Source organism: Streptomyces sp. NPDC048192 (assembly GCF_043202415.1).
Classification (GTDB): Bacteria; Actinomycetota; Actinomycetes; order Streptomycetales; family Streptomycetaceae; genus Streptomyces.
This window is the reverse complement of record NZ_JBIDAL010000011.1, coordinates 274076-297234: the sequence shown is the minus strand read 5'-3', so window position 1 is coordinate 297234 and position 23159 is coordinate 274076. Positions and strand designations below refer to the sequence as shown.

The window sequence follows — 23159 nt, the reverse complement described above, 5'->3', positions numbered from 1 at the left end:
CGGTCTGATCCTGAACGGCGAGTTCACCCAGATCCTCCAACGCCTCGACGGCTGACAGCTGACCGGCCTGCACGTCTCATTCTGAAACGATCAGTAAGTGCCGCGTCCGACCTCCTCTACGGCCCTGTCGCGAACACGATCGACCTGGAGGACGACACCGAGGTGCTGGTCACCAACGCCCGCAACTACGCACCCGGCCCCTGCCTGCTCACCCTGGAGATCGTGAGCGGCGCCATCGAAGTGACCGTCTGGGACAGCAACCCCACCCCACCGCAGATCCTCTCGCCCGGCCCCGACCCGCATCGGCCAGCATGGGCTCGAGATCGTCATGGCCCCGCGAGGGGCGGCGAGCCCTTCCTCCCACGCGACGCCGTTGTGCGACCAGACCATGCCGAGCGTCTCCAGCTGCGTGATGCGGTCGGTGTCCAGGCGGCCGCGGGTGTAGAAGCGGCGGCGTCGGCGATCCACTGTCCCAGGGGAACCCGGCGAGCTGAGCCGGCCGCGCATCGGCTTCCGCGTCCTGGTCGATCCCCGGCCGGTGCACCGAAACCGTCCCACTGCGTGCCTGGTCGAAGCTGCGCGGGGATGTGTTGCAGGCACGTAGCGACGTCGGCTGTGTCGTTCCGGTGGGAGACCGAGCGGATCGTCAATCAGGTCGTCCAGGGTTCCAGTGCGTTGCTCGCTGGTGTGAGCTGACTTTCCGGCCTTACTCCGGCATGTCGGCAGGAGTTGCCTGGTCCGCTGTCGCCCTGATGTGTTCTTCGAACCGTTTGGTTGTCTCGTCCTTTGCGAAGAAGCGTGCGGTTTCCAGGGCTGATGGCGAACCGGCGCGCGGGTCAGCTCCGTGGTGCAGAAGCAAGTCGATGATGTCGAGTTCGTTTTTGAAAACGGCGCCGGACAGGGGTGTCTGGCCGCGGTCGTTAGGACGGTCAGGATCTGCGCCGCGCATGAGGAGCTCCGCCACCGCTTGTAGATGGCCGTTGTACGCGGCGAGCATCACCAGAGTGTTGCCCTTGTCGTTGGTCAGATTGACCGGAGCGCCAGCATCCAGGTATCGGGCGAGGGTTTCGGCTTCGCCGTGACGCGCCAGATCGAAGAGGCGCGAGGTCAGCTCAAGGACTCCAGGTTCGAATTGTGCATGCTGCGGAATTGTATTGGACATGCGAAGACCCCTGTCTGTGGTGTTGTTCCGAGTGAGCGCGGCGTGGAACCGGCGAGTGGGGCGTGTCAGCTGCTTGTTCACTGCCACGCCCCGTTGATGGTGGTTCACCGTCGTTGCAGGTGATCGGCAGGGAGGCCGCGATTGCTCACCCGTGTGTCGGGTACGGCCTGCCGGAACTGAGCCGGTCAGGCGGTACCGGTTAAAAGGTGCCTCACATGGCGACGATCTGGTTGTCGTTGGGCACGCAGTGCGTCATGATCAGGCCCTTGGTGTCACGGGTTCCGTTGTTGCCGAGGTTCGCAGCCCGCTTGAGTTCTTCCTCCGTGAGGGTCTGGCTAGGGAGCGGTGCGAGGTGGCGCACGTCGTCGGCAGTGATGTTCAGTCCCTCGCCGACGCGGCGGCCGTAGGTGTCTTCGGCCATGAACAGGTGCCACACCATGCGTTCCTGCACGACGCGGTCGCACTGGCTCAGGGCGTCGACCAGGTTGGTGACGAGGTCGTCCTGCTCCCACGGCTCGGACAGGAGGAAGCGCTCGCCGGCCTGCTGGTAATCGTTGGTGCGTTCGATCCTTGCGCGAGTGAGGCGGCCGGTGATCTCGGGGCCCTGCCTGTCCGGGTGGGGGTAGTCGGCCTCCCGCAGGCCGCCGCGCACGGAGGGCTCGTAGTTGATGGACGGCTCCGCGCCGCCGGAGTCGACCAGGTAGGTCATGGCACCGTCGCGCTGGTTTGTGTTGACGGTGGCGTTCTTGGGCTGGTTGACCGGGAGCTGGAGGTAGTTCGGGCCGACGCGGTAGCGCTGGGTGTCGCTGTAGGCGAAGGTCCGTCCTACCAGCATCTTGTCGTCGGAGAAGTCCAGGCCGTCAACGAGGACGCCGGTGCCGAATGCGATTTGCTCGCTTTCGGCGAAGAAGTTCTCCGGTGCCCGGTTCAGCACGAGGCGGCCGACGGGCAGGAGCGGGAAGTCGTTCTCCGGCCACACCTTGGTGTCGTCCAGTGGGTCCCAGTCCAGCTCGGGATGGTCGTGGTCATCCATGATCTGAACTCGCAGCTCCCACTCGGGGTAGTCACCACGAGCGATGGCGTCGTACAGATCCTTGGTGTGGCTGCCCAACTCGTGGGCCTGGATCTGAGCGGCCTGCGCCGCGGTCAGAGACTTCACTCCCAGCTTGGGTGACCAGTGGTACTTCACCAGCTTCGTGTCCCCGTTGGCGTTCACCCACTTGTAGGTGTTGACGCCGAAGCCCTGCATGTGGCGATAGCTGGAGGGGATCCCGCGGGGACTGAAGATGAGTGTGTACATCAGCAGTGACTCGGGGGAGGCTGCTGCGAAGTCGAAGACCCGGTTGGGGTCCTGCCGGTAGAACGTCACAGGGTCGGGCTTCTGAGAGTGGATCACGTCGGGGAACTTGATCGCGTCGCGGATGAAGAACACCCCGATGTTGTTGCCCACCAGGTCCCAGTTGCCGTCCTCGGTGTAGAACTTGACGGCGAACCCGCGCGGGTCGCGCGCGACCTCGGAGGAGTCCCGGCCGCCGGCCACCGTCGAAAACCGCACCGCCACATCCGTCCGCTTGCCGGCCTCCTGGAAGAGCTTGGCCCGCGTGTAGCGCGAGATCGGCTCGTCGCCGACCTTCCCGTATGCCTCGAAGTAGCCGAAGGCCGTCGCGCCCCGGGCATGCACGACTCGCTCCGGTACGCGCTCCCGGTCGAAGTGGGAGATCTTCTCCAGGTACTGGTAGTTCTCCAGCGTCGCAGGTCCACGAGAACCGATCGTCCGCTGGTTCTGGTTGTCGTGCACCGGATGACCTTGACGATTCGTGAGGACAGGTCGCTCGTCGGGCCGTGGGCTGTTCGCCGTGTTGTCTGCCATGGAGTGCTCCTTACGTGATGCGCTCGGACGAGCCGCTGGTTCCTCGGTGGTCTTACTGGGGCTGAGCCTGTGCGTTCTGTTGAACGCAGCGTTCGCACAGCCCCCACCAGATGACGTCCGTCTCGAAGACGGCGCTGAAGCCGGTGCCGTGCAGGTCGGGAAGGTGCGCGTGGACCGTGTCCATGCTTGCCTGGACCCTTGTGCCGCATCGCCTGCACACGAGCCGCGCTTGGCCTGAGGCGGGCATCAAGTGGTAGTGGGTGTCGCCATCGCCCTCAGCGCTTACGCGACCGACGACACCAGCTGCGCTCAGTTCTGCGAGCACACGCTGCAACTCGCCGGTGCTGGGGCTGCCTGTTGCGTCGGCTCTATCGGAGGCGAGGGTGACGAGGATATCTGCGCCCGATATTGCGGGTGTCTTCTGCAAAATGCTGACTACCGCACGGTGTGCAGCAGTGTTCTGAATCCCTGCCCGGCTGAGCAGGTCGGCCGGCGTGGTCATGGCCTCATCCTGCCCACCAGAATTGACCGTGTCAATTCTGAAGGGGGAGGTGTCCGCGCTGCCCGAATAACGACTTGCAGGCCCTCTGACCAGGGAGAATAGGGGGACCATAGCGATTCCGGGGAGCTGTTGCGTCATCGCTTGAGTAATTTCGTCAATCGTTGTGAGTGCCGTAGTCACCCCTGGTCCGGCCGTTGTGAAACGACGGTGGAAAGCGACTCGCAACGCCGGGTCAGGCGGTTCCACGCCTTGCGTTCAGGGTTGGCGGACGCCTTGCCATGTACTGCCGCTGCCGCTGGTGCTGCCGGAGGGAATGAACGCACAGCATGACCGGTACCTGTGAGGGCGGCTCAGTCCACCCCTGCCGTTGCGGGACGCGGTTCGCGGGTGGCGCAGCAGCCGGCAGGACACACGTGATGGCTTGGGCCGAGGGAGCCGACCGAGCAAACGCGTCCCGGGTCCTCTCCGCGTTCCACCTTCGCGCGCTCCAGCAGCAATTCCCTGACGGCGGCGGCAAAGCGGGGGTCTGCCCCGACCGTCGCGGATCGCACAGCGGCCAGGCCGAGCTCGTTCGCCTTGTCCATCGCTTCGGTGTCGAGGTCAAACTTCACTTCCATGTGGTCGGACAGGAAGCCTATGGGCGCCATGACGACGGCCTCGACGCCGGCGGTGTACAGGTCTGCGAGATGGTCACAGATGTCGGGCTCCAGCCACGGGATGTGCGGTGCCCCGCTGCGCGACTGGTACATCAGCTCCCAGGGCCGATAGGTGCCGGTGCGTTCCTGTACGGCGCGGGCGATCGTCCGCGCGACATCGAGGTGCTGCGCGACATAGGCACCGCCGCTGCCTCGTCGACCCTGGTATTCGGGGGGCCCGGAGGCATCGGCCGCCGCCACAGGCAGAGAGTGCGTGGTGAAGGCGATGTGCGCACTGTGGCGTGTAGCGGCCGGTAGGCGGTCGAGTGCATCCAGAATTCCCTCGACCATGGGCTCGATGAAACCGGGATGGTTGAAGTAGTGACGCAGCTTGTCGATGCGCGGAGCGGACAGTCCCTCGGCTTCGAGAACAGCGAGGGACTCGGCGAGGTCTTCACGGTACTGACGGCAGCCGGAGTAGGAGGCGTACGCGCTCGTGGCGAGGACGGCCACACGCCGGTGTCCCGCCTGCACCATGTCGCGAAGGGTGTCGGTGAGGTAGGGGGCCCAGTTGCGGTTGCCCCAGAAGACCGGCAGGTCGAGACCGTTGTCTGCGAAGTCCTTGCGCAGGGCTCTCAAGAGCTCACGATTCTGGTCGTTGATCGGGCTCACTCCGCCGAACAGGAAGTAGTGCTGGCCTACCTCTGCGAGCCGCTCCTTGGGGATGCCCCGGCCCCGCGTGACGTTCTCGAGGAAGGGCATCACGTCGTCGGGGCCTTCGGGCCCCCCGAAGGAGAGAAGCAGCAAAGCATCGTAGGGGCGACTTTCGTGGGACGCGGTCATCGGCGGTTCCTTGGATGAAGTGGTGTCGGAACATGGACGAATGGGGGATTTTGTCGCGGCTGGCGGTGGCACGCAGCTCAGATGTGTCTGCGCGTCCCACACCGGCGCTGGTCCCTAGACGGTGGATGCCTGGCGCGCACAGGCTGCGACGGCCGCGGTCGACGGGTGGGCGGCGGCCCGGGCCGGCGGACGGTATCGCCGGTCCACGTAAACCCATGCCTGCTCACCGGACCGCAGAAGGAGGGTGACGCGGTGGAACAAGATGTCGCAGCGGGCGTCGATAGCCGACAGGTCAGCGGGCAGGACGCGATAGAGCGTGCCGCAGACGTGCGCCCCTGCTGTGGCACCCAATGTGGCCATCGGATGCCGGGAGGTTCCTGACACGAGCGCTGCCTCTTCGCCGAGTTCGGCGACTGTCAGGATGAAGCCAGGCAACTGGTCTGCCCTGCCCTCCAAGGTCCTGCCCAGGATGAGTTGCTGCACCGGCCTCTCCTGAAGGGCGCCGTAGGAGAACAGCCCCACTTCGCGATGGCTCCTCGAATCGGGAGCCGTGTTGCGGCTGAGTGGTGGGACGTGGCTGGCCTGCCTGCCGGCCTTTCGGGGGGTGAACATAGACGGCTTCCTCGCTTGGTCTGAAGGGCCTGTGCAGCGGCCCGTCCAGGGTCGTAGTGCCACACGGTCAAAGAAGAGGCGGCAAGCGACCCAAACCTGTGCAGTAGCCCGTCCAGGGCCGTAGCTGCCGCGCAGTCGAAAAGGCGGCAAGCGATCCGAACCTCCGGTGCACGCTGCAGAGGAGGGCTGGCCGGACGTCAGGAGGAACCAGGGGTCCGCCTGTGAGCTGCGGTAACCACACTAGAAGCTAAAGTTGACTCAGTCAAATCTTCGGGAGGCAAAAAACGAGGTGCCACAGCCGTCCGATCGGCTGCGGCACCTCGAGTAAGCGTGGCCTGTGGTGCTAGACCTCTGCCTGACACCCTGTGCACAGGCCCCACCAGATGATCTCTGCCTCGTCGATGGCGAAACCCTTGTCCTCCACCGGATCGAGACACGGCGCTGCGCCGATGGCGCAGTCGACGTCCTCGATCCGGCCGCAATTGCGGCAGACCAGGTGGTGATGATTGTCGCCCACGCGCAGTTCGTACCTGGTCGGGGAACCGGCGGGCTCGATACACCGGATCAGGTGCGCCTTGGTCAGATCCTCCAGCACGTTGTACAGGCCCTGCCGGGACAGACCGCCTGCAGTCGCCTTGCCGACGCCGATGCGGGCCTCTAGGTCCGATGCGGTCATGTGCGGGCTGCCATGCAGCGCGCTCAGGACAGCCCGACGCTGCGACGTGCTGCGCAGCCCCTTGCGCTTGAGCAGTTCGCCCGCGTCCTGTTCCATGTCGGTACTACTCCTTCAATATTCGGACGCCGCCCGCGGGCCAGCCGGCCGCAATGCAGGTGCGCCAAGCCTCATCGGCACGCCTGTGGCCGAGTGACGCACGCATGTCTACTACGCGAGGGGTACCCACCCCCCGGCGTTCAGGCTGCCGACACTCATCCCCAACATTACGCACGAGTTTGGACAGTGTCAAAACTCGACTCTTGGGTGACGGCTACCTGGGACTTTCTGCATCCGCCAAGGGTGCCCTCGCCCGGAGTCAATGGCCTCCTCGCCGACCGGGTGCGGAAGGCGCAAGACCGGTGACCGCGAGCCCCAGCCGGTCACCGCTTCGGCCAGCTCGGCACGGCCCCGAACGCAGGCCGCCAAGTCGCTCGTGCCCGTCAGAGGGGAGCGGCCAAGACCCATCGCGCTGTACGGCACTGGGCCTCGATACACACGCGCCAGCGGCTCAAGCGGGGCAAAGGGCGCGTGCGCCCGTCCGGCGTGCCCGAGGGCGGCTCCCGGTTGTGACGGGAACTACGACAGGGAAACCAGGAACGAACCCAGTCGGCAGGACTTCGGCGTAGTTGCGTGACGCCCGGTTCGCGATGATCAGCCAGGGCGGCGGCGCGGCCTGGAACGTGACAGGCGCGGCGACGAGGCTCGTGGAGTTCTTGGCGCCTCGTCTTCCGAGTGGAAGATCCTACCTGCCGACGCACTAGCGCTGATCCCACTCGCCCTTGGCCGGCTGGGCGGCCATCCAGAGGCCCTATCCGAGGATGCCCTGCGCCTGCCGGAGACCTGGCCGAGATGCCGGACCGCGTGACCCGCGCGGCGTGCGCCACCACCTGGCAGTGGTGCTCGCACTGACGGCGTGTGCCCGCTGCCCGGAGCGATCTCGCTGCTCGCTGTCGGCGAGTGGATCGCCGATGCCCCAGCCCGCGTGCCAGAACAGATCGGTGCCCGGCCTGATAACGCTTCAGCCCAAGCGGGCCCTGCCCGCCGCGACGGCAGTCCGCCAGCTGCTGGCCAGCCTCGACGGCGACGCGCTAAACCGGGCGGTCGGGTGCTGCCTCGCGGATCGCCGTCCGAGACCAAAGGGGCCGCCGGGCTGCGCGGTCCTCCGAACCTCTACCGCTGTATTCGTGATGGCGCGTCGTAGGGGTGTCACCGCTGGAGGCGGGGGAAGAGTGCCTCGGCGTTCGCACGGTTGATTGCGTGCATTTGCGCGGGGCTGAGATCCGGATACGCCTCGAGGTACTGGTTGTAGTAGGTGCCGGCTTCCTTGGGGGCGAAGGGCCAGTCGCTTCCGTAGAGGATGTGGCCGGGCTCGGCGAATGCCAGGAGCGCGGGGAGGGCGCTGGGGCTGGCTGAGAGAGCCGTATCGAAGTAGAACCTCTTGAGGTCGCGGATGATGTCGTCCGGGTTCTGCGAGCGGTCGACCACAGTGGCGGTCAGGCCCGAGAACCGGTAGGCGGCATAGGGGAGGAACCCTCCTCCGTGAGAGAGGATCACCTTGACCTTGGTGTAGCGCTTCATGGTTCCGTTCAGAACCAGGTTGAGGGCGGTGCGCGTGGTGTCGAAAACGTAATCGGCCAGGGGGGCCGGTGTGCCCGGCAGCAGGCTCATGGGTGGCTGGGCCGGGTGCACGAAGACGACAGCGCTTCGCCGGTCGAGTTCAGCCCACAGTGGATCGAAGTCGGGGTCGCCGAGGTAGCGCCCCCGTGCGTTGGACATGAGAACCACTCCGTCGGCGCCGAGGACATCCAGCGCGTGTACGGCTTCTTCCGTGGCGGCGTCGGGGTCTGGCAGAGGGACTGAAGCGAAGTGCCCGATGCGTCCGGGGTGCTCCTGCGCCATCTGGGCCCCGTACTCGTTGACGTCGCGCGCCAGGCTCTTGGCCTCGCGGGTTTCCCCGTCGGCGAGGTACACGCCAGGCGAGGTGACGGAGAGTATCCCCGTGCTGATGCCTTGCTGATCCATCATTTCGATGGCGGATTCCGCGCTCCAGGCCGGAATGGCCCAGCCGCCCGAGTCCAGTCCTCGCTGCGCGAGCGCCCTGGCCCAGGCGGGCGGAACGATGTGCTGGTGTACGTCGATTCGGTCCGGCGCACTCACCACTAGCCTCCTAATACTTAGCGTGCTAATGATTTCATTAGTAAGCTAACATGATGACGGGAAGGAGGGCAAGGATGCCTGAGAGGGATCAAGAGACCGGCAACGATCAAGGCCTCGCCGAGCTGGCTGGCGCCGCCGACGCACTGTTCTATGCCATGCGACGAGCACGTGCAGCGGTCGGCGACGGCGTCGATGCGCTCTCCGTCGCGCAAGTGACCCTCATCGAGCCGTTGCTGAGCGAAGAAGCACAGCCTGTCGGCCGGCTGGCGACGGCTGCCTCCGTAAGCATTCCAACGGCAACCAGGATGCTGAAGCAGCTGGAGGCGAGGGGAATCCTCGAACGCCAGCGCTCAACGACGGATGAGCGCCAGGTGCTCATCTCGCTAACGCCGCATGGCACTGAGCGCCTGCGCGAGGTCCGGGCAAGGCTAAGAGCCAGGCAGATCCGGGGGCTGTCCGAGTTCGGTCTCGCTGAGCGGACCGAGTTGGCGGGACAGCTGCGACGGCTAGCTCGGATCATCTCCGACCTTAACGAAGCGGGGCAGTGAACGAGTCAGATGACACAGCCGCTATGACGTTGCAGTTGGGATCGGACGAGAGCATCTCGCGAGCGTGGCCGTACGCCGACCTCGGGTGGGGGCCATCGTCTGTCACGGCCTTCTGGGCGAGCCGGGCGCAGCCCAACGGAGACCTTCTCCGCCGGGTTGCCGCCCATCGCCGAACCGGCTGGACTCGCCCCGGTGGTGGGCCTCCAAGGGGCTCGGTCAGGCCCACCGGTGCCCCTTGCTCAGGTCCAGCCCGGACGGGCCGGACCTGAGCGAAGTGGTCAGCTGGTTCGCCGCCCGCGGGGTGAGCATCGAGCAGGTCCTGACCGACAACGGCGGCCTACCGCTCTCGGCACTGGTCCCGCACCTGCGACGAGCTCGTGATCACGCCGAAGACGCGTCCCTACCGGCCGCAGACGAACGGCAAGGTCGAACGCTTCCACTGCACCCTCGCGGACGGCTGGGCACTGGGACGCTTCAACGCCAGCGAGTCGGCCCGCCGCAAAGCCCTGCAGGCCTGGCTCCATCACTACAATCACCACCGCCCCTACACCGCGACCGGCGGCAAACCACCCATCACCAAGTTGACCAACGTCCCTGGCAGTACAGCTAGAACAGCACCTGTCGGACCAGGGGCACGTCGCCGCGCTCCTTGGACATGAGGGTCAGTACGGCGGTCATGTTGCCGCCCACGCTGTCGCCGGCCACGGCGATGCGGGTGGCGTCCATGCACTTGGTGGCGCCGTCATGGTCGATCCACTGGGCGACGGCGTAGTTCTGCTCGATGGCGATGGGGTAGCGGGCCTCGGGCGACAGGTCGATTCGGGGAAGACCACCGCCGCCCCCGCGCCGGCGACGAGTTCGCGGAGCAGGCGGTCGTGGGTGTGGGCGTTGCCCAAGCCCCGTCCCGCCCCGTGAATGTCGCTGATCACCGCAGGGTGCCGGTGGTGCCGGCGGGCTTGACGATCCGGGCGCGCACCGAGCCGGTCGGGCCGAACAGGTACGGCGGGTCGGCGGGGGCTGCGGCGAACTCCGCTGCGGCCGGCTCCAGCACGGGAGCGGCTGCGGCGTGGTCGGGCATGGCGGGGTTTCCCTTGTGGGTGGTCACAGCCCGAGGTCGGACAGGCCGGGGTGGTCTTCGGGCCGGCGGCCCAGCGGCCAGTGGTACTTGCGGTCCTCTTCGGCGATGGGCAGGTCGTTGATGCTCGCGTGGCGCACGCGCATGAGGCCGTTGTCGTCGAACTCCCAGTTCTCGTTGCCGTAGGCACGGAACCACTGGCCGGAGTCGTCGTGGTACTCGTAGGCGAACCGCACCGCGATGCGGTTCCCACCGAAGGCCCACAGCTCCTTGATGAGGCGGTAGTCCAGTTCGCGGCTCCACTTACGGGTCAGGAACTTCACGATCTCCTCGCGGCCGGTGACGAATTCCGCACGGTTGCGCCAGCGTGAGTCAGGCGTGTAGGCGAGGGCGACCTTCTCCGGGTCGCGGGTGTTCCAGCCGTCTTCGGCCTGGCGGACCTTACTGATCGCTGTTTCCTGGGTGAAGGGCGGGAACGGCGGGCGCTGCTCGGGCATGGCGCACTCCTCCTGAAAGTCCTGCGATAGCGAGAACGATCGTTCTCACGTGTCCTGATAGTATGAGAACGATGGTTCTCACGCAAGGGGGCAGAAACCGTGGACACCGATCCGGTACGCGAGCGCATCCTCGACGCCGCCGAAGACCTCTTCTACGCCCGAGGCATCCAAGCCGTCGGTATGGACGCCGTCCGTGACGCCGCGAGCGTCACGCTGCGGCGCCTGTATCAGCTGTTCCCCTCCAAGGGCGACCTCGTCGAGGCCTATCTGGCCCGCAGGGACGCCCGCTGGCTCCACAGCCTCGTCACCCACGTCGACGCGGCCGCAGGAACCCCGGTCGAGCGGCTGCTCGCCGTCTTCGACTGGCTGGAGGACTGGTTCGCTCAGTCCGACTTCCACGGGTGCGCCTTCATCAACTCCTTCGGAGAACTCGGCGGCACCTCACCCCAGGTCACTGCGGCCGCCCGTCACCACAAGGACGCTTTCCACGCCTACCTGCAACAACTCGCGACCGCTGCGGGAGCGGCAGCAGATACCGGCACCCAGATCGCCCTGCTGGCCGAGGGAGCCATAACCACCGCCGCCATCTCCGCCACATCCACACCGGCCCGCCAGGCCAAGCAGGCGGCGCAGCTACTGCTCACGCTCGACTCCCGCAAGGTCGCCTCCTCCGCCTAGCGGGGAGCCGTCGGCGCCTTCGCTGTGCCGGTGGATGGCGTTGCGGGACAGCCGACGCGGCCAGGCCTGTTCCACCGCGTGCGCCAAACCGAAGACCGCATCCGCCCCGTCCGGACGTGAGCCACGCGCACGACGCCATGATCCTCGATCTGGAACCGGTTGCAGCGTCGCTCCAACGATTGACGAAATTCAGCAATCGGCAGAGAGGTGCCGTGTTGTCCCTGTGACTATTGTATTACCCGACGAAAATGCGATCAGGCCGTGAGGCTTCTCGTCAACCCTCAGTCGCCGGAACTTGCTAGGGAGCAGCACTCGCATGACATCACACGTGGATTCCTCCAACGCCAGGCTGTCCGAGAACGAAGCGGCCGTTGGTTTCACCGCATCAAGGAACATGGCGCAGTCACTGCAAGCGATCCTCGTCGAACTCGTCGAACTTCATCTCCAAGGCAAGCAGGCCCACTGGAACGTGGTCGGCCACAACTTCCGCGACCTGCACAAGCAGCTCGATCAGGTGGTCGATGACGCCCGGGAAGCCGGTGACACGATCGCGGAGCGCATGCGAAGCCTTCACGCAGTCCCGGACGGACGCTCCGACACGGTGGCGGCCACCACGAGCCTGCCTCGGTTCCCCGAAGGCGAACTCAGTGTGGCAGCCGTGGTCGACCTCATGACGACACGGCTATATGCCGCAACGGCGACCATCAGGCGACTGCATGACGGTATCGACGCAGAAGACCCTTCCACGGCTGACATTCTCCATGGGATTATCGATACCCTCGAACAGCACGCATGGATGATCAGTTCCGAAAACCGACAGGTGTAACTGCCGTTTTCACTGAGATGCGGTATTCCGAAGTGCCCTTACAACTAGGGCAGTCAGCTTGTATCGATAGTTTCTAGATTCCGGGAATCGTCATCCCCTGGTCAGTTGCTACCTCTTGTGGGGTCGATGCAACGGTCCGGGCCCGCGCTGAGATCAGTTCGGGTCCGGGCCGTGTGCACTGCCGCGCTGGCTCTCCTTGTCACCACTGTTGGCGAGCCCGACGCCGCACCAGACTATTGGCCATCGCCAGTTGACCGGCTTCGCATCCATCGGACCCGCAAGGCGCCAGAGGGCGGCGCAGCGGCTTTCGGCCAGAGATCTCTGTCACGCCCCACTGGCAGACGGGTATCCGAACTTCGAGGGGCCCCGCCGCGGGCCGCCTCGTTGGTACCCTCGCAGCATCAACCGACGTGACAGGTCTTGCAGATGAGCCGGCGCGCGGAGACCGGCGTCTGCGGAACCAGACCCACGGGCCTTCGAGCCGGCGGGGGAAGCAAGTAGGCGTGCGAGCCGCAGACGAACAATCCGCAGTTGGTGCACGTGCCTATGCCAGGCCTTCTTTCGTCACCCTTGCGGGCACAGTCGAAGCAGTACATCAAAATCTCCTTCAGGGGGCAGGCCCGCGGTGTACAAGGCTTAGCTGCCCCGCACCGGCATACCCTTCGCGCCGTGGGCGACGGGCGTGGGCTTCTGTGGTCAACCCCGCTGTATGAGTAACAAGCTAGTCCCTAGTTTGGACAGAGTCAACTCTTGGCCTTTGTTGTACGGGTTGCATACCTCAACGCCTCTGAGGACTCCTGACAGAATGGATCAAAGATGAGGTGAGCCGGATGGCGGTCACTTCGCGCCGCTGTCGCAGAGCTACCGCCCTCCGATTCGGCCAACGGGAGGACTCGTAGCTCAGGTCGGCCTGACCCCGGGGCCGGTCGTGGCTCGAAGCGCCTAGGCTGTCACCGCTACGGAAGGGCGGTGCCATGGATGCTGACTCCCGGATCCGGGCCGCGGTCGAGGAGCATTGGCGGGCCTCGGAACGCGGGGACATCGAAGCCGAGCACGCCATCTACGCCACGGACGCGATCCTGGACTACCCGCAGTCAGGTGAGCGGTTCCGTGGCCGAGCGGCGATCTCGGCGCAACGCGGCGGGCACCCGGCGGACCGACACTTCACCGTCCAGCGGATCACCGGCCATGCGAATCTATGGGTGAGCGAATGCCTCATCACCTACGACGGTGTGCCGTCGTACTCGGTGAGCATCATGGAATTCGCTGACCAGCACGTGGTGCACGAGACGCAGTACTTCGCCGACCCCTTCGGCGCGCCGACATGGCGGGCCAAACTGGCAGAGCCGATGCCGGGGCGGACCATCACCGGAGCCTGATTCTTGGCCTCGCCCGGGTCAGCCGGGCGACCAAACTGTCACTTTGTTGAATTTCAAAACTCCTCTTGCAGTGCAGGTGGGCGTGTGCGCGCTACGCCCCAGCGCTGGGGGCTGACTGATGGCGTCGGGACATGATCCGGCAGGCCGTTCCCTTCAAGCCGGACTCTGCGGTGGTCACCCTGGAAGGTGACGCCGCGCCGCCGACTCCCGCTGTAGTGGGCGAACACTCCGAGTCCGGGACCATGCTGGGCGCCGGGCCGGGTGAGCGGCGCTTTCACGCCGAGGTCCCAAACCAGCCAGCCGACGGTACTTGTGGTGGTCATGCCCGCGGTCGGCCATGCCCACGGTCACTCGGAGCGGCAGGGTCAACGCAAGACGGCATCCAGCAGATCACTGCTCAGCCGCGCCAGAACCTGCAGGTCCACGTGGTACTGGATGTACTTACCGCGGCGCTGCGTATGGACCACCCCGGCCTCTTTCAGCAAGGCCAGGTGACGGGAAATCTCCGGCGCGGACAAACCGTAGTCGAGCGCCAGCTTGCTCGTCGTGGACGGAGCATGTGCGAGGTTGCGGCAGATCCTCAGGCGGATGGGATGCGCCAGAACCTCGAGGCGCCGCTCAAGCAGTTCCAGCGGATCTGACGACAAGACCGGCGGGGCCATCGGGTAGACAATCACCGGGCGCCAACCGGGCGTATGGAGCACCCACAAATGAGGGGACCCCAGAACCGTTGGAACGAAGGTCACCCCAGGAGCCGCCGTTGAGGCGACGGCGGAGATCTGGCCCGTAGCGAGCTTGTCCACTGTGATTACCCCGCCGTCTGCACTGACGGACACGGCCGGCGACAGATCAGACAGCGCCTGCACGAGTCCCTTCTGTTGCAGCAGGTGAAGCGCCCGACGCGACTCGGCCGACAGTTGCGGCAGCAACTGTTGCCACGCCCTTGAGAAGAACTCCTGCGCACAGGCCTCCAAGAGCTCGCGCAGCCATGCCCGAACAGCCCAAGGGTCATCGAGCAGCCGCCGCGCGAACTGAGCGTACAGCGTGCCGCGTGCTGCCGCCCTGGCCAAGGCTTGGTCCCTGCTGGCAGGTGACGTGAGCGGTGAGGCGGCCGGCCGAGGCGGCAGAACTGCCCACGCCGATTCCAGAGCATGACCAACGAATTGCTCGTCAGACAGCTGATCGAGCAGATCGAGGTCCTCGGCCAGCGTGCTCCCCGGCCGGCCTTGGGCATGTGCCAACGCGGCGAAGGGGAGTGCCACATCCGAAACCGTAGGGCTCCACAAGAGCTCCGCCTCCGTCAGACGGTCGGAGACGTCGGCACTTATCTCGGCCGCAACACTGACGCGCCACCGTTCCTGCTCTGGATGGTGCGACGGCTCGGCAAGCGCGTGGAGGCCGGACATCAACTCCAGCAGAGGAGCGGGAGCAAATACCAGGTGCTCGGCGGTCAGGCCGCCGATGGCGATCTTCAAGCTCACGAGAATCCATTCTAGATGCGCAGGTAAAGATGCCCCGGCCCCACGCACTGAGGGTACGGTACCCGGCGGCAAACCGAGCTATATACATGAGGGCGGCACCGCCCCTACCTGCACTTACGTGCCAAGTCAATCGATTCAGAGAAACCGTCAATCCATTCAGAGGTCGTCCGTCACAGCATCATGCTGGATGAGTCGAGCGAGAAAACGCGTAACTGACATTCACTCCCCCGCCTGCATGAGGTGGAGGAGGCATCGACAGCAAGGGACGAGACTGCACATGAACGCCCACATCGAAGACAGCGCCTACGACCTGGTAGAGCAGGCGCCATCGGTATCCGACTACCGGGCCTTGCGAACAGCGACGGGACTCAGCGCCAAGTCCCACGAGGCCGCGGCCGCGGCCCTGCCCAACACCTGGTACGGAGTCACTCTTCGCTACAACGGCGAATCCGTCGGCATGGGCCGGATCATCGGCGACGGCGGTTGCTTCTTTCAGATCGTGGACATCTGCGTTCTGCCTCCGCACCAGGGGCGCGGCCTTGGAAAGCGGATCATGCAGGCACTTACCACCGAACTCGAGCGACGCGCACCGGCCAGCGCTTACGTGTCACTCATCGCCGACGGCGACGCACGTCACCTCTACGAAAAGTTCGGATTCAAAGCCACTTCCGGCGCATCCGTGGGCATGGAACGACGCTTCTAAAGCTTTCGACAAGCAGGCGCGAGCAGGGCAGCGCCCACAATCACGTCCCCTATCAGGTGCGCGGACACCGCCGACAGGCATCGACGCGGCCTGAATATTCGGGCCCTGGCGTCTCATGGCGCGACCATTACAACCCCCCCACCTGTTCCGTTGTGGAGAACATCAATGCGCTTCAGTCCGCCAATACGCGCCGCGAGGAAAAGCGTCTCAGGCCTTCCTCGCGATTTCTGGTGGCTGTGGACGGGCACACTGATCAACCGACTGGGCACCTTCGTCGCCACCTTCCTCGCCATCTATCTCACCGTGGAGCGAGGCTACTCGGCCTCCTACGCTGGCCTGGTTGCTGCCCTGTACGGTCTGGGCGGTGTCGGCTCGACATTGGCCTCGGGCGTACTCGCGGACAGGCTGGGCCGGCGCCCCACACTGATGCTTGCCCAGTCCACGGCAGCACTGTCTGTCGCTCTTCTCGGATTCATGACCCGCCCTGCTGCCATAGCCGCGGTCGCGTTCCTCGTCGGTGCTGCCACGTATGCCACGCCTCCCGCTCTACAGGCGATGATGGCGGATATAGTGCGCCCCGAGGATCGCATGCGCGCATTCTCTCTCAACTACTGGGCCATCAACCTGGGTGTGGCGATTTCCTCGGTAGCCGCAGGGTTCGTCGCACAGTACAGCTACCTGGCGGGTTTCCTCGGGGAGGCAACGCTGACGCTCGCCTGCGCGGTGCTGGTCTTCTTCAAAGTGCCTGAGTCACGACCGTCCGTCTCGCAGAAGGTCACCCCGGAAGCAGTCGCCGCTGTCAGTCTCGGCACTGTACTTCGCGACCGACGTTTCATGAGTGTCGTCGGGTTGGCACTCGCGATCGCCCTGGTTTTCAAAATGAGCACAGTCGCCTTGCCGATCACCATGGGACATGAAGGATTCAGCAGCTCCGACTACGGAACGGCGATCGCCGCCAATGGTGTTCTGATCGTCTTGCTGCAGATTCCTGTGTCCCATTTCATCCAGCATCGCGGCACTACCAGCCTGTTGGCTGTCTCGTCGCTTCTCGCCGGCTGGGGGTTCGGACTCACTGCCTTCGCAGGCTCCGTTGGCGCATACGCTTTTACCGTAGGTGTCTGGACATTGGGAGAGATAATCAACTCTCCCACCCAAGCCAGTCTCGTGGTGCGACTCTCTCCCCTCCACGGCAGAGGCAGGTACCAGGGAGTGTTCTCACTGTGCTGGACGATATCGGCACTCACGGCACCACTGATCGCTGGTGTCGTCCTCGATCGATGGGGCTCCGACTGGCTGTGGGCCGGTTGTGCCATCTTGGGAACCCTGGTGGCGGTGGGATATGGAATGCTGTCACGCTGGCTGCCTGAGCCCGACACTGAAGTCGGTGGTCGAAAGGCGACGGCGCTGGCGCCGAGCACGCAGGCAACCAAGACGACCTGACTCGAATCGGCGACCTGCCCTGGTATACCAAGGCCCGGGCTGCCACGCCGACTCAAGGAGTCGCACTCACCGACCAGAGGCCGACACCGCCCAGCGGCTTAGCAACCGTCACGCCCTGCTGCAGGCTGACTGGCCGGCGCTGCTGGCCCGGTCACCGAGTCGGGCGATGATGTCGCCAACCGTCAGAGCAAGACCTGTGTCGCGTCATGGCAGCGCCGACCGGGAACCGGCAGTCCGAGCCTGGCACGCCAACACATCCGGGGGCTCGGACGGACAGCGGGCGTCAACCGGTCCGGTGGTAGCCGGCGCTGCCCGTCAATGAGCAGCAGCGCCGGCTACCGCCGTCATGGGCTGCCTCTGCCGTATGCGGTGCCAACTTCGCAGCAGCACGAGTGCCAAGAGGATTTTCCCGACGGCATCCCATGCAAGCGCAGCCGACGAGGCAAGACCTAGAACGACTGGCAGCAAATTAGACATGAAGTGCACGCAAATGGCCGCGGGAAGTCCGCCAAGCTGTTCATAGGCAAACGCCACAGCCACCGTCAACGCCGTCGTGCTGATAAGGAAGGTGAGTCCCCCCGTGCTCAGAACACCGAGCGAGTTCTGATACGTGCCGTCGATGAAAAACAATGGCAGATGCCATAGTGCCCACAAAGGCCCGAAGGCCAGCGACATGCGCAATGGAGACATGTGTTCGCGCAAGTGCGGCTGCAGATAGCCGCGCCAGCCGGGCTCCTCCGAAAGTGGGCCCATCACGAGCGTGGCGACGAAGAACAGCAGCGGACTGCCGAGGTATGCGTAAACGCCGGCGCGCCCCGCATGCAGACTGATGCCGGCGCTGCCCGTTGTCCACGTGGCCAGCGAGGATATGACCGAACCGGCCGCCCCGAGGCACACCGCGAGCACGAGCGGCGAGACGGTGCAACGCAGACTGCCGCGAACTGCAGGCCCCGCCTCTGGCCGGGCGGGCCGCCAGCGCCTCATGACAGCTGCCCCGATCATCGGACCAAAGCTCCCCAGCAAGAAGAACGGCAGACCGGGCAGGTCCAGGTAGCTTCCCGGGCACAGAAGGGCCACTCCCCACATGCCCCAACTGAAGGTGAATGTAACGATCAGAAAATTGCGCACCGGCGGCTTGCTAAATACCAAAATCTCCTCCGTCAGAGGCGGGCAGAACGTGACGTCAGCCCAATAAGGTTCGTATTGATTCACAGTGAAGCGGTCGCGATGAGCACACAGACAGTCTGGGCGACACCCGGCCTGTCCGTCTTTATACTGGACCGGGGACTCGCAATTCAGGAATCGCCCCCAAGAAAGGCGTCAGACCCGACTGAAATCGCTCCCGCGGCTTGAAATTGTCATTGTCGCCGGCTGTCGTTCACCGCGGCGAGTGCGTCGGAGATGTCCTCCACGGCCTGCTCGGCACTGGAAATGCAGGCCGGAATTCCTACTCCATTGAAGGCTGCGCCGCAAATGGACAGAGAATTCAACGCCTTGAGGTGTTGACGGATCCGATTTACCTTGTCCAGGTGGCCCACCGGGTACTGCGGCAGACCCTGGTACCAGCGGGTGACCTCGGTCGCGAACGGCGTGGCCTGGAGCCCCACCGCTTCCTTGAGGTCGGTCAGAGACCGAGCTACAAGTTCGTCGTCCGTCAGATCGAGGACGGCTTCTTCCCCATGGCGACCAACAGAGGTCCGCAGCACGAACTGGTGTGGCGCGGACTCAGCCAGCCAGTTCCATTTATTACTTGAGAACGTGGAGGCCTTGATCGTGCGTCCGTCGACTGAGGGGACCAGGAAGCCGCTCCCCTTGGGCACCTCGGACAGGTCGACGCGTTGGAAGGCCATGCTGACCAACGCCACACTCGCATGGTCCACCGTGCTCAGCTCGGCTGCAGCGGCGGGCGCGATTTTCGCGAGGATGCCTGACGCAGCGGGTGCGGGCACAGCCAGCACCACAGCGTCGAAGGTGAGTTCGTTCGCGCCCTCACCGTCGCCCAGCTCGATGACCCAGCTGTCTGCGGTTCGGCGCAGCGATCTCACCTTAGTGCCGGTACGGATCTGTGCTCCCGCAGCCACAACGGCCTCGGCGACGGCCGTGGGCAGCCGGCCGAGTCCTCCGCGGATGCCTTGAAACACCGGTGCCTGGGTGCCTGTCGCAGCGGCACGGGCACGCTCCTGGAGCTCGCGGACGCCTTCCACCAGCGAGCGCCGGGTGCGGGCCACGGGCAGAAGCTGAGGCACGGCTGCGCCGAGCGAGATCTGGTCGGCCTGGCCTGCGTAGACGCCCCCCAGAAGCGGGTCAACGAGCCGATCCACTACTTCCTGCCCGACCTGGGCCGCGACGAACTCGCCTATGGCGATGTCGGCGCCCACCTCGGTGCGCGGAAGGTCCAGGTCGAGCCGGGCGCGCTCCATGCCGGCTGCGGAGAGGATCCCCGACTCCTCGAGAGCGTCCAGATCACCAGGGACGCCCATGAGCTGGCCCGTAGGTATCGGACGGAGCCTGCCGCATGTCCAGATCGAGGCTCGAGCCGGTCTCGGCGGTTCGAGTTCGTCGGCCAGTCCGACCTGCCGCGCAAGCGTCAAAGCCTCCGGGCGCCTGGTCACCATGGATTCTGCGCCCAGGTCAACACTGATGCCGCCGACCTCGCCTGTGCGCAGCTTGCCACCCACGCGGTCGGACTGCTCCAGCACCATCACTTGGCCCCGCGGCCCACCTCGGCCGGCCGCGCCGCTAAGAAATGCGGCGGCAGCAAGTCCGGTGATGCCCCCTCCCACTACGGCTATCCGGGGGAGTCGGTCGAACGGGATGTCCTCGTTTTCAACGGCGCTGTTGTCGTGACTTGCGTTAGGTCCCATGGCGATGCTTTCCGAGGTTTGAAGAGTGCTTGTGTTCTCACGACCACCCCGGGAAGAGGGAAGTTTGTCCGGCATGGAGGCTCCTGGCAGCCCTGTGCCTGCGTCTATGTCGCTGAGCGGGTGCTGGTCTCGTGTACGTGCGCCACGAGCCGTGTCAGCACATCAGGGTCCACTGTCGGAGGAACGCCGTGGCCGAGATTGAAGATGTGCCCGCGATCACCGGCGGCGTGGGCGGCGTTGAGTACCCCGTCCGCTTCTTGGTGGAGCACGTGGGTGGGAGCGAAGAGCAGAGCTGGATCCAGGTTCCCCTGCAGCGCTGTGTGGGGCGGGACGCGACGGGCTGCTTCATCGAGAGGTACGCGCCAGTCGACTCCTACTACGTCGGCGCCGGCTTCGCCCATGGGCCCCAGGAGCTCTCCACTCCCGACGCCGAAGTGGATGCGGGGCACGTCGTACTGGGCGACGGACCGGAAAATTGTCTGACTGGCCGGCATGACTGATTGGCGATAGTCCCGGGGCGCCAACGTGCCTGCCCAGGAGTCGAAAACCTGGATCGCGGAAGCGCCGGCCTCGATCTGGATCCTGAGGAAGGTTGCAGTAATGTCGGCAAGACGTTCCAGCAAGTGCGACCACAACTCGGGTTCGCCGAACATCATGGCCTTGGTACGTTCGTACGTCCTCGATGGACCTCCCTCGATCAGGTAGCTGGCGACGGTAAAGGGCGCCCCAGCGAAGCCGATCAAGGGAGTGGCGCCGAGTTCCTCGACGAGCATGGTCACGGCCTGGGATATGTACGGAACGTCGTCAGGTTCCAAAGTGCGCAGTTGACGGAGGTCTTCCTTGGTGCGGATCGGATTGGCGATCACGGGGCCGATGCCGGGCTTGATGTCCACATCGAGACCGATGGCCTTGAGGGGGACGACGATGTCGCTGAAGAGGATGGCCGCGTCCACTTTGTGTCGACGGACAGGCTGCAGAGTGATCTCCTTCACCAGCTCGGGCTTCATGCAGGACTCGAGCATGGGGATGCCCTCGCGTACTCTGCGGTACTCGGGAAGAGAGCGGCCGGCCTGCCGCATGAACCACACCGGAGTATGAGGTACGGATTCGTTCCGGCACGCACGCAGGAAAACGGAGTTGCGCACGGGGTGCGGTTGCAACTGCGCAGCAGTGTCGGACACGTCTGTGTGATTCACGGCGCCTGTTTCGGTTGGTCAAGGATCCGGCCCTGGGCGAAAACGACCCTGGCATGCCAGCTCATCCGATGTGCTGAACGAGTCGATGGGGCCCCGGCGTTGACGGACACCACGCCAGGCATGATCTTGGTTCAGAGGTCTCCAAGATTGTAAGCAGTCAAATCAGGCAGCACGGCAAATGCACGATCGATTGCCGATGATCGTCAATCGTTACGGCACCAGATGCCGACTTGCGGGTCGCAGCCTGCACATCCTTCGACAGATCGTGCATCCGTGCTGCACGGGGCTCACCAACCCAGCCCGGCGGACTCCGCAACTGGATACAGAGTCGACTGGAACCGGACTTTTCACGTGTCCGCCAGAGCCTTGGGCGTCACGGTCGGAGCTCCTTGTGAGGGAAGGCGGACCCAATGTGGGGATACCTCTACACCTGCCGGCGCTCGGTCCGGGCCGGGGCTTCTCCTTCTGGCGCCGCACGGCTGCGGACCGAGCCGTCCGGCAGGCGGCCGACGCCGGCCTCGCCACCTGGATACGGGCCGTACACCACGCATCAGACGGCACCTGCGGCGTCCCAGGGATCCCGGCCGAACTCCGCGATAACGGCGAGCGGGTCAACCATGAGCGCATCGACCACGGTGGCGGACCCGGCCGCGACGAGGGGCCCGGACCAGATCGGCCCCGACTGCACAGCAACGAGCCGAACACGAAGTACTCGGATGGGCCGCGCATGGCGCCGCACAAAAGGGCGCAGTTCCTTCCCGTGTGCGCGGGCACGTGGGAACTGCAAGGTGAGCCTAAGGCCTGCTCTTGTACACAGGCTGGTCAGCCGGTCCGTCACCTCAGCAGGAAGTCACGTGACCGCCCCGGCCTGCGGCGGCACCCGCAACTGCCATGGGTACAGCGGCGACGACCAATGCGATGAGGCCCACGGTCCACGCGTGGGTGGTGTCCCTGGCGAACCCGAACAGGACCGGCCCGGCAGCTGCGACCAGATAGCCCACGCACTGGGACATGGCGGAGAGCAGCCCTGCATCGTGGGCCCCTTCGGCGCGCATCGACATGAACGTGATGCCCAGGCTCAGCACCGCACCGAGCCCCAGACCGAGGATGGCCGACCACACCGGTGGCGCTGCCGTCGGAGCCACGATGAGACCGAGAAGGCCGACGACGCACAGCGCGCTGCCGATCCAAGCCAGGTAACTCTGCCGGCCGGAACGCTGAGCCCAGATCGGTACAAGGAGCGAAGTGACGATTGCGCACCCGAAGCAGATAGACAGCAGTGATCCGGCGTATGCCGCAGAAGCTCCGTGAGAGGTGTAGAAGGTGGGGAGCCAGGTGGTGGCGGTGTAGTAGATCAGCGACTGGAAGGCGTAGAAGAGAGCAACGGCCCACGCCAGACGGTCTCGCCAGACGCTGATTCCCTGGCCTTCCCGCGCTGCGGCCAGGTCCGGCGTGACGGTGGCTCGGCGCAGTCGGGGCGCCCAGATCGCGATTGCGAGGAGGGCGAGTACACCCCAGACGGCGAGGCCTCTTGTCCAGTTGCTGGAGAGGGCGTCGCGCAGTGGAATCGTGAGGCCGGCGGCCAGAGCACCCCCACCCACGAGCATGGTCGAGTGCAGTCCGGACATCAGTCCGACGTGCTGGTGGAAGTCCCGCTTGATGATGGCTGTCACGACGACATTGGCGATGGCAACGGCCGTGCCGACGAGGAATGTGCCGAGGAAAAGAGGGGGGAGGCTGGGAACAAGCCTGACCGCCACGCCGCCCAGGAGCACGACCAGGACGACGAACAGGGTGTGCTCCATGCCGAAATGCCGGGCGAGGCGCGGAGCCATCGGGGCGAAGATGCCGAAACACACGAGCGGAAGGGTGGAGAGGATTCCGGCTGCCGCGTTGGAAATGCCTGTTGATGCCCGGATGTCGTCCAGGAGCGGTGAGACGGCGACGATGGCGGGCCGCATGTTGAGTCCGACCAG

General features: G+C 65.2%; 19 protein-coding genes and 3 pseudogenes. 8 read left to right on the top strand and 14 right to left on the bottom strand.

Annotation, left to right across the window (positions count from 1 at the left end; translation table 11 throughout):
• Positions 1 to 165: 165 nt before the first annotated feature.
• A pseudogene (locus ACGFZN_RS25490) lies at positions 166 to 334 on the top strand (ATP-binding protein); the annotation flags it as partial.
• A 372-nt stretch (positions 335 to 706) separates the two neighbouring features.
• Here the strand turns inward: ACGFZN_RS25490 and ACGFZN_RS25485 are convergent.
• The 7 genes from ACGFZN_RS25485 to ACGFZN_RS25455 all read right to left on the bottom strand — a co-directional run bounded on the left by ACGFZN_RS25485 (position 707) and on the right by ACGFZN_RS25455 (position 8496).
• The gene (locus tag ACGFZN_RS25485; RefSeq protein ID WP_393860798.1) at positions 707 to 1162 is read right to left on the bottom strand and encodes an ankyrin repeat domain-containing protein; all 456 of its coding nucleotides are present in this window, start codon (positions 1160 to 1162) and stop codon (positions 707 to 709) included.
• A 211-nt stretch (positions 1163 to 1373) separates the two neighbouring features.
• On the bottom strand, positions 1374 to 3032 hold the full coding sequence (locus tag ACGFZN_RS25480) for a catalase (protein ID WP_393860782.1): 1659 nt from the start codon (positions 3030 to 3032) through the stop codon (positions 1374 to 1376).
• Positions 3033 to 3084: 52 nt separating this feature from the next.
• Positions 3085 to 3534, bottom strand: coding sequence for a hypothetical protein (locus ACGFZN_RS25475; RefSeq protein WP_393860781.1), 450 nt, complete (start codon positions 3532 to 3534; stop codon positions 3085 to 3087).
• 350 nt (positions 3535 to 3884) lie between these two features.
• Positions 3885 to 5012, bottom strand: coding sequence for a ferrochelatase (locus ACGFZN_RS25470; RefSeq protein WP_393860780.1), 1128 nt, complete (start codon positions 5010 to 5012; stop codon positions 3885 to 3887).
• Positions 5013 to 5126: 114 nt separating this feature from the next.
• Positions 5127 to 5534: a gamma-glutamylcyclotransferase family protein gene (locus ACGFZN_RS25465; protein WP_393860779.1), complete on the bottom strand. Its 408-nt coding sequence runs from the start codon at positions 5532 to 5534 to the stop codon at positions 5127 to 5129.
• 433 nt (positions 5535 to 5967) lie between these two features.
• A complete protein-coding gene (locus ACGFZN_RS25460) occupies positions 5968 to 6396 on the bottom strand; it encodes a Fur family transcriptional regulator (protein WP_393860778.1) in 429 nt (142 codons plus the stop codon).
• 1149 nt (positions 6397 to 7545) lie between these two features.
• Complete coding sequence (locus ACGFZN_RS25455) at positions 7546 to 8496, bottom strand: amidohydrolase family protein (protein WP_393860777.1); 951 nt, start codon at positions 8494 to 8496, stop codon at positions 7546 to 7548.
• A 74-nt stretch (positions 8497 to 8570) separates the two neighbouring features.
• Here ACGFZN_RS25455 and ACGFZN_RS25450 point away from each other — a divergent pair, with 74 nt between their 5' ends.
• Together ACGFZN_RS25450 and ACGFZN_RS25445 are read left to right on the top strand one after the other, a co-directional pair.
• Positions 8571 to 9044, top strand: coding sequence for a MarR family winged helix-turn-helix transcriptional regulator (locus ACGFZN_RS25450; protein ID WP_393860776.1), 474 nt, complete (start codon positions 8571 to 8573; stop codon positions 9042 to 9044).
• 265 nt (positions 9045 to 9309) lie between these two features.
• A pseudogene (locus ACGFZN_RS25445) lies at positions 9310 to 9703 on the top strand (integrase core domain-containing protein); the annotation flags it as partial.
• On the opposite strand, the pseudogene ACGFZN_RS25440 reads toward ACGFZN_RS25445, so the two are convergent.
• Together ACGFZN_RS25440 and ACGFZN_RS25435 are read right to left on the bottom strand one after the other, a co-directional pair.
• Positions 9654 to 10122, bottom strand: a pseudogene (locus tag ACGFZN_RS25440) (alpha/beta hydrolase fold domain-containing protein); the annotation flags it as partial. The pseudogenes ACGFZN_RS25445 and ACGFZN_RS25440 overlap by 50 nt on opposite strands.
• Before the next feature lie 23 nt (positions 10123 to 10145).
• A complete protein-coding gene (locus tag ACGFZN_RS25435; RefSeq protein ID WP_393860775.1) occupies positions 10146 to 10616 on the bottom strand; it encodes a DUF1348 family protein in 471 nt (156 codons plus the stop codon).
• A 99-nt stretch (positions 10617 to 10715) separates the two neighbouring features.
• On the opposite strand from ACGFZN_RS25435, the gene ACGFZN_RS25430 reads away from it, so the two are divergent.
• From ACGFZN_RS25430 to ACGFZN_RS25420, 3 genes are all read left to right on the top strand, one after another.
• Complete coding sequence (locus tag ACGFZN_RS25430) at positions 10716 to 11294, top strand: TetR/AcrR family transcriptional regulator (RefSeq protein ID WP_393860774.1); 579 nt, start codon at positions 10716 to 10718, stop codon at positions 11292 to 11294.
• A gap of 316 nt (positions 11295 to 11610) precedes the next feature.
• The gene (locus tag ACGFZN_RS25425; protein WP_393860773.1) at positions 11611 to 12120 is read left to right on the top strand and encodes a Dps family protein; all 510 of its coding nucleotides are present in this window, start codon (positions 11611 to 11613) and stop codon (positions 12118 to 12120) included.
• A 974-nt stretch (positions 12121 to 13094) separates the two neighbouring features.
• Positions 13095 to 13499, top strand: coding sequence for a nuclear transport factor 2 family protein (locus tag ACGFZN_RS25420; RefSeq protein ID WP_393860772.1), 405 nt, complete (start codon positions 13095 to 13097; stop codon positions 13497 to 13499).
• A gap of 365 nt (positions 13500 to 13864) precedes the next feature.
• Here the strand turns inward: ACGFZN_RS25420 and ACGFZN_RS25415 are convergent, their stop codons facing one another.
• The gene (locus ACGFZN_RS25415) at positions 13865 to 14980 is read right to left on the bottom strand and encodes a DUF5937 family protein (RefSeq protein WP_393860771.1); all 1116 of its coding nucleotides are present in this window, start codon (positions 14978 to 14980) and stop codon (positions 13865 to 13867) included.
• Between the two features lie 277 nt (positions 14981 to 15257).
• Between ACGFZN_RS25415 and ACGFZN_RS25410 the strand changes: the two genes are divergently transcribed.
• Positions 15258 to 15683, top strand: a complete 426-nt coding sequence (locus ACGFZN_RS25410) for a GNAT family N-acetyltransferase (protein WP_393860770.1) — start codon at positions 15258 to 15260, stop codon at positions 15681 to 15683.
• A 165-nt stretch (positions 15684 to 15848) separates the two neighbouring features.
• On the top strand, positions 15849 to 17123 hold the full coding sequence (locus ACGFZN_RS25405; RefSeq protein ID WP_393860769.1) for an MDR family MFS transporter: 1275 nt from the start codon (positions 15849 to 15851) through the stop codon (positions 17121 to 17123).
• A 315-nt stretch (positions 17124 to 17438) separates the two neighbouring features.
• Here the strand turns inward: ACGFZN_RS25405 and ACGFZN_RS25400 are convergent, their stop codons facing one another.
• From ACGFZN_RS25400 to ACGFZN_RS25385, 4 genes are all read right to left on the bottom strand, one after another.
• Positions 17439 to 18335 (bottom strand): type II CAAX prenyl endopeptidase Rce1 family protein, encoded by an 897-nt coding sequence (locus ACGFZN_RS25400; RefSeq protein ID WP_393860768.1) that lies wholly within the window; start codon positions 18333 to 18335, stop codon positions 17439 to 17441.
• A 146-nt stretch (positions 18336 to 18481) separates the two neighbouring features.
• Entirely contained in the window at positions 18482 to 19987 is a 1506-nt protein-coding gene (hemG, locus tag ACGFZN_RS25395; protein WP_393860797.1) for a protoporphyrinogen oxidase, read from the bottom strand.
• 104 nt (positions 19988 to 20091) lie between these two features.
• On the bottom strand, positions 20092 to 21168 hold the full coding sequence (gene hemE / locus ACGFZN_RS25390) for a uroporphyrinogen decarboxylase (RefSeq protein WP_393860767.1): 1077 nt from the start codon (positions 21166 to 21168) through the stop codon (positions 20092 to 20094).
• A gap of 854 nt (positions 21169 to 22022) precedes the next feature.
• Positions 22023 to 23144: a CynX/NimT family MFS transporter gene (locus ACGFZN_RS25385; RefSeq protein ID WP_393860766.1), complete on the bottom strand. Its 1122-nt coding sequence runs from the start codon at positions 23142 to 23144 to the stop codon at positions 22023 to 22025.
• Positions 23145 to 23159 lie beyond the last annotated feature (15 nt).

Excerpts from the sequence above, each read along its gene's own strand:
- ACGFZN_RS25410 (WP_393860770.1), top strand. The coding sequence starts at position 15,258 with ATGAACGCCCACATCGAAGACAGCGCCTACGACCTGGTAGAGCAGGCG.
- ACGFZN_RS25385 (WP_393860766.1), bottom strand. The coding sequence starts at position 23,144 with ATGCGGCCCGCCATCGTCGCCGTCTCACCGCTCCTGGACGACATCCGG.
- ACGFZN_RS25435 (WP_393860775.1), bottom strand. The coding sequence starts at position 10,616 with ATGCCCGAGCAGCGCCCGCCGTTCCCGCCCTTCACCCAGGAAACAGCG.
- ACGFZN_RS25450 (WP_393860776.1), top strand. The coding sequence starts at position 8,571 with ATGCCTGAGAGGGATCAAGAGACCGGCAACGATCAAGGCCTCGCCGAG.
- ACGFZN_RS25420 (WP_393860772.1), top strand. The coding sequence starts at position 13,095 with ATGGATGCTGACTCCCGGATCCGGGCCGCGGTCGAGGAGCATTGGCGG.
- ACGFZN_RS25475 (WP_393860781.1), bottom strand. The coding sequence starts at position 3,534 with ATGACCACGCCGGCCGACCTGCTCAGCCGGGCAGGGATTCAGAACACT.
- ACGFZN_RS25460 (WP_393860778.1), bottom strand. The coding sequence starts at position 6,396 with ATGGAACAGGACGCGGGCGAACTGCTCAAGCGCAAGGGGCTGCGCAGC.
- hemG (WP_393860797.1), bottom strand. The coding sequence starts at position 19,987 with ATGGGACCTAACGCAAGTCACGACAACAGCGCCGTTGAAAACGAGGAC.
- ACGFZN_RS25425 (WP_393860773.1), top strand. The coding sequence starts at position 11,611 with ATGACATCACACGTGGATTCCTCCAACGCCAGGCTGTCCGAGAACGAA.
- ACGFZN_RS25480 (WP_393860782.1), bottom strand. The coding sequence starts at position 3,032 with ATGGCAGACAACACGGCGAACAGCCCACGGCCCGACGAGCGACCTGTC.
- ACGFZN_RS25405 (WP_393860769.1), top strand. The coding sequence starts at position 15,849 with ATGCGCTTCAGTCCGCCAATACGCGCCGCGAGGAAAAGCGTCTCAGGC.
- ACGFZN_RS25485 (WP_393860798.1), bottom strand. The coding sequence starts at position 1,162 with ATGTCCAATACAATTCCGCAGCATGCACAATTCGAACCTGGAGTCCTT.
- ACGFZN_RS25470 (WP_393860780.1), bottom strand. The coding sequence starts at position 5,012 with ATGACCGCGTCCCACGAAAGTCGCCCCTACGATGCTTTGCTGCTTCTC.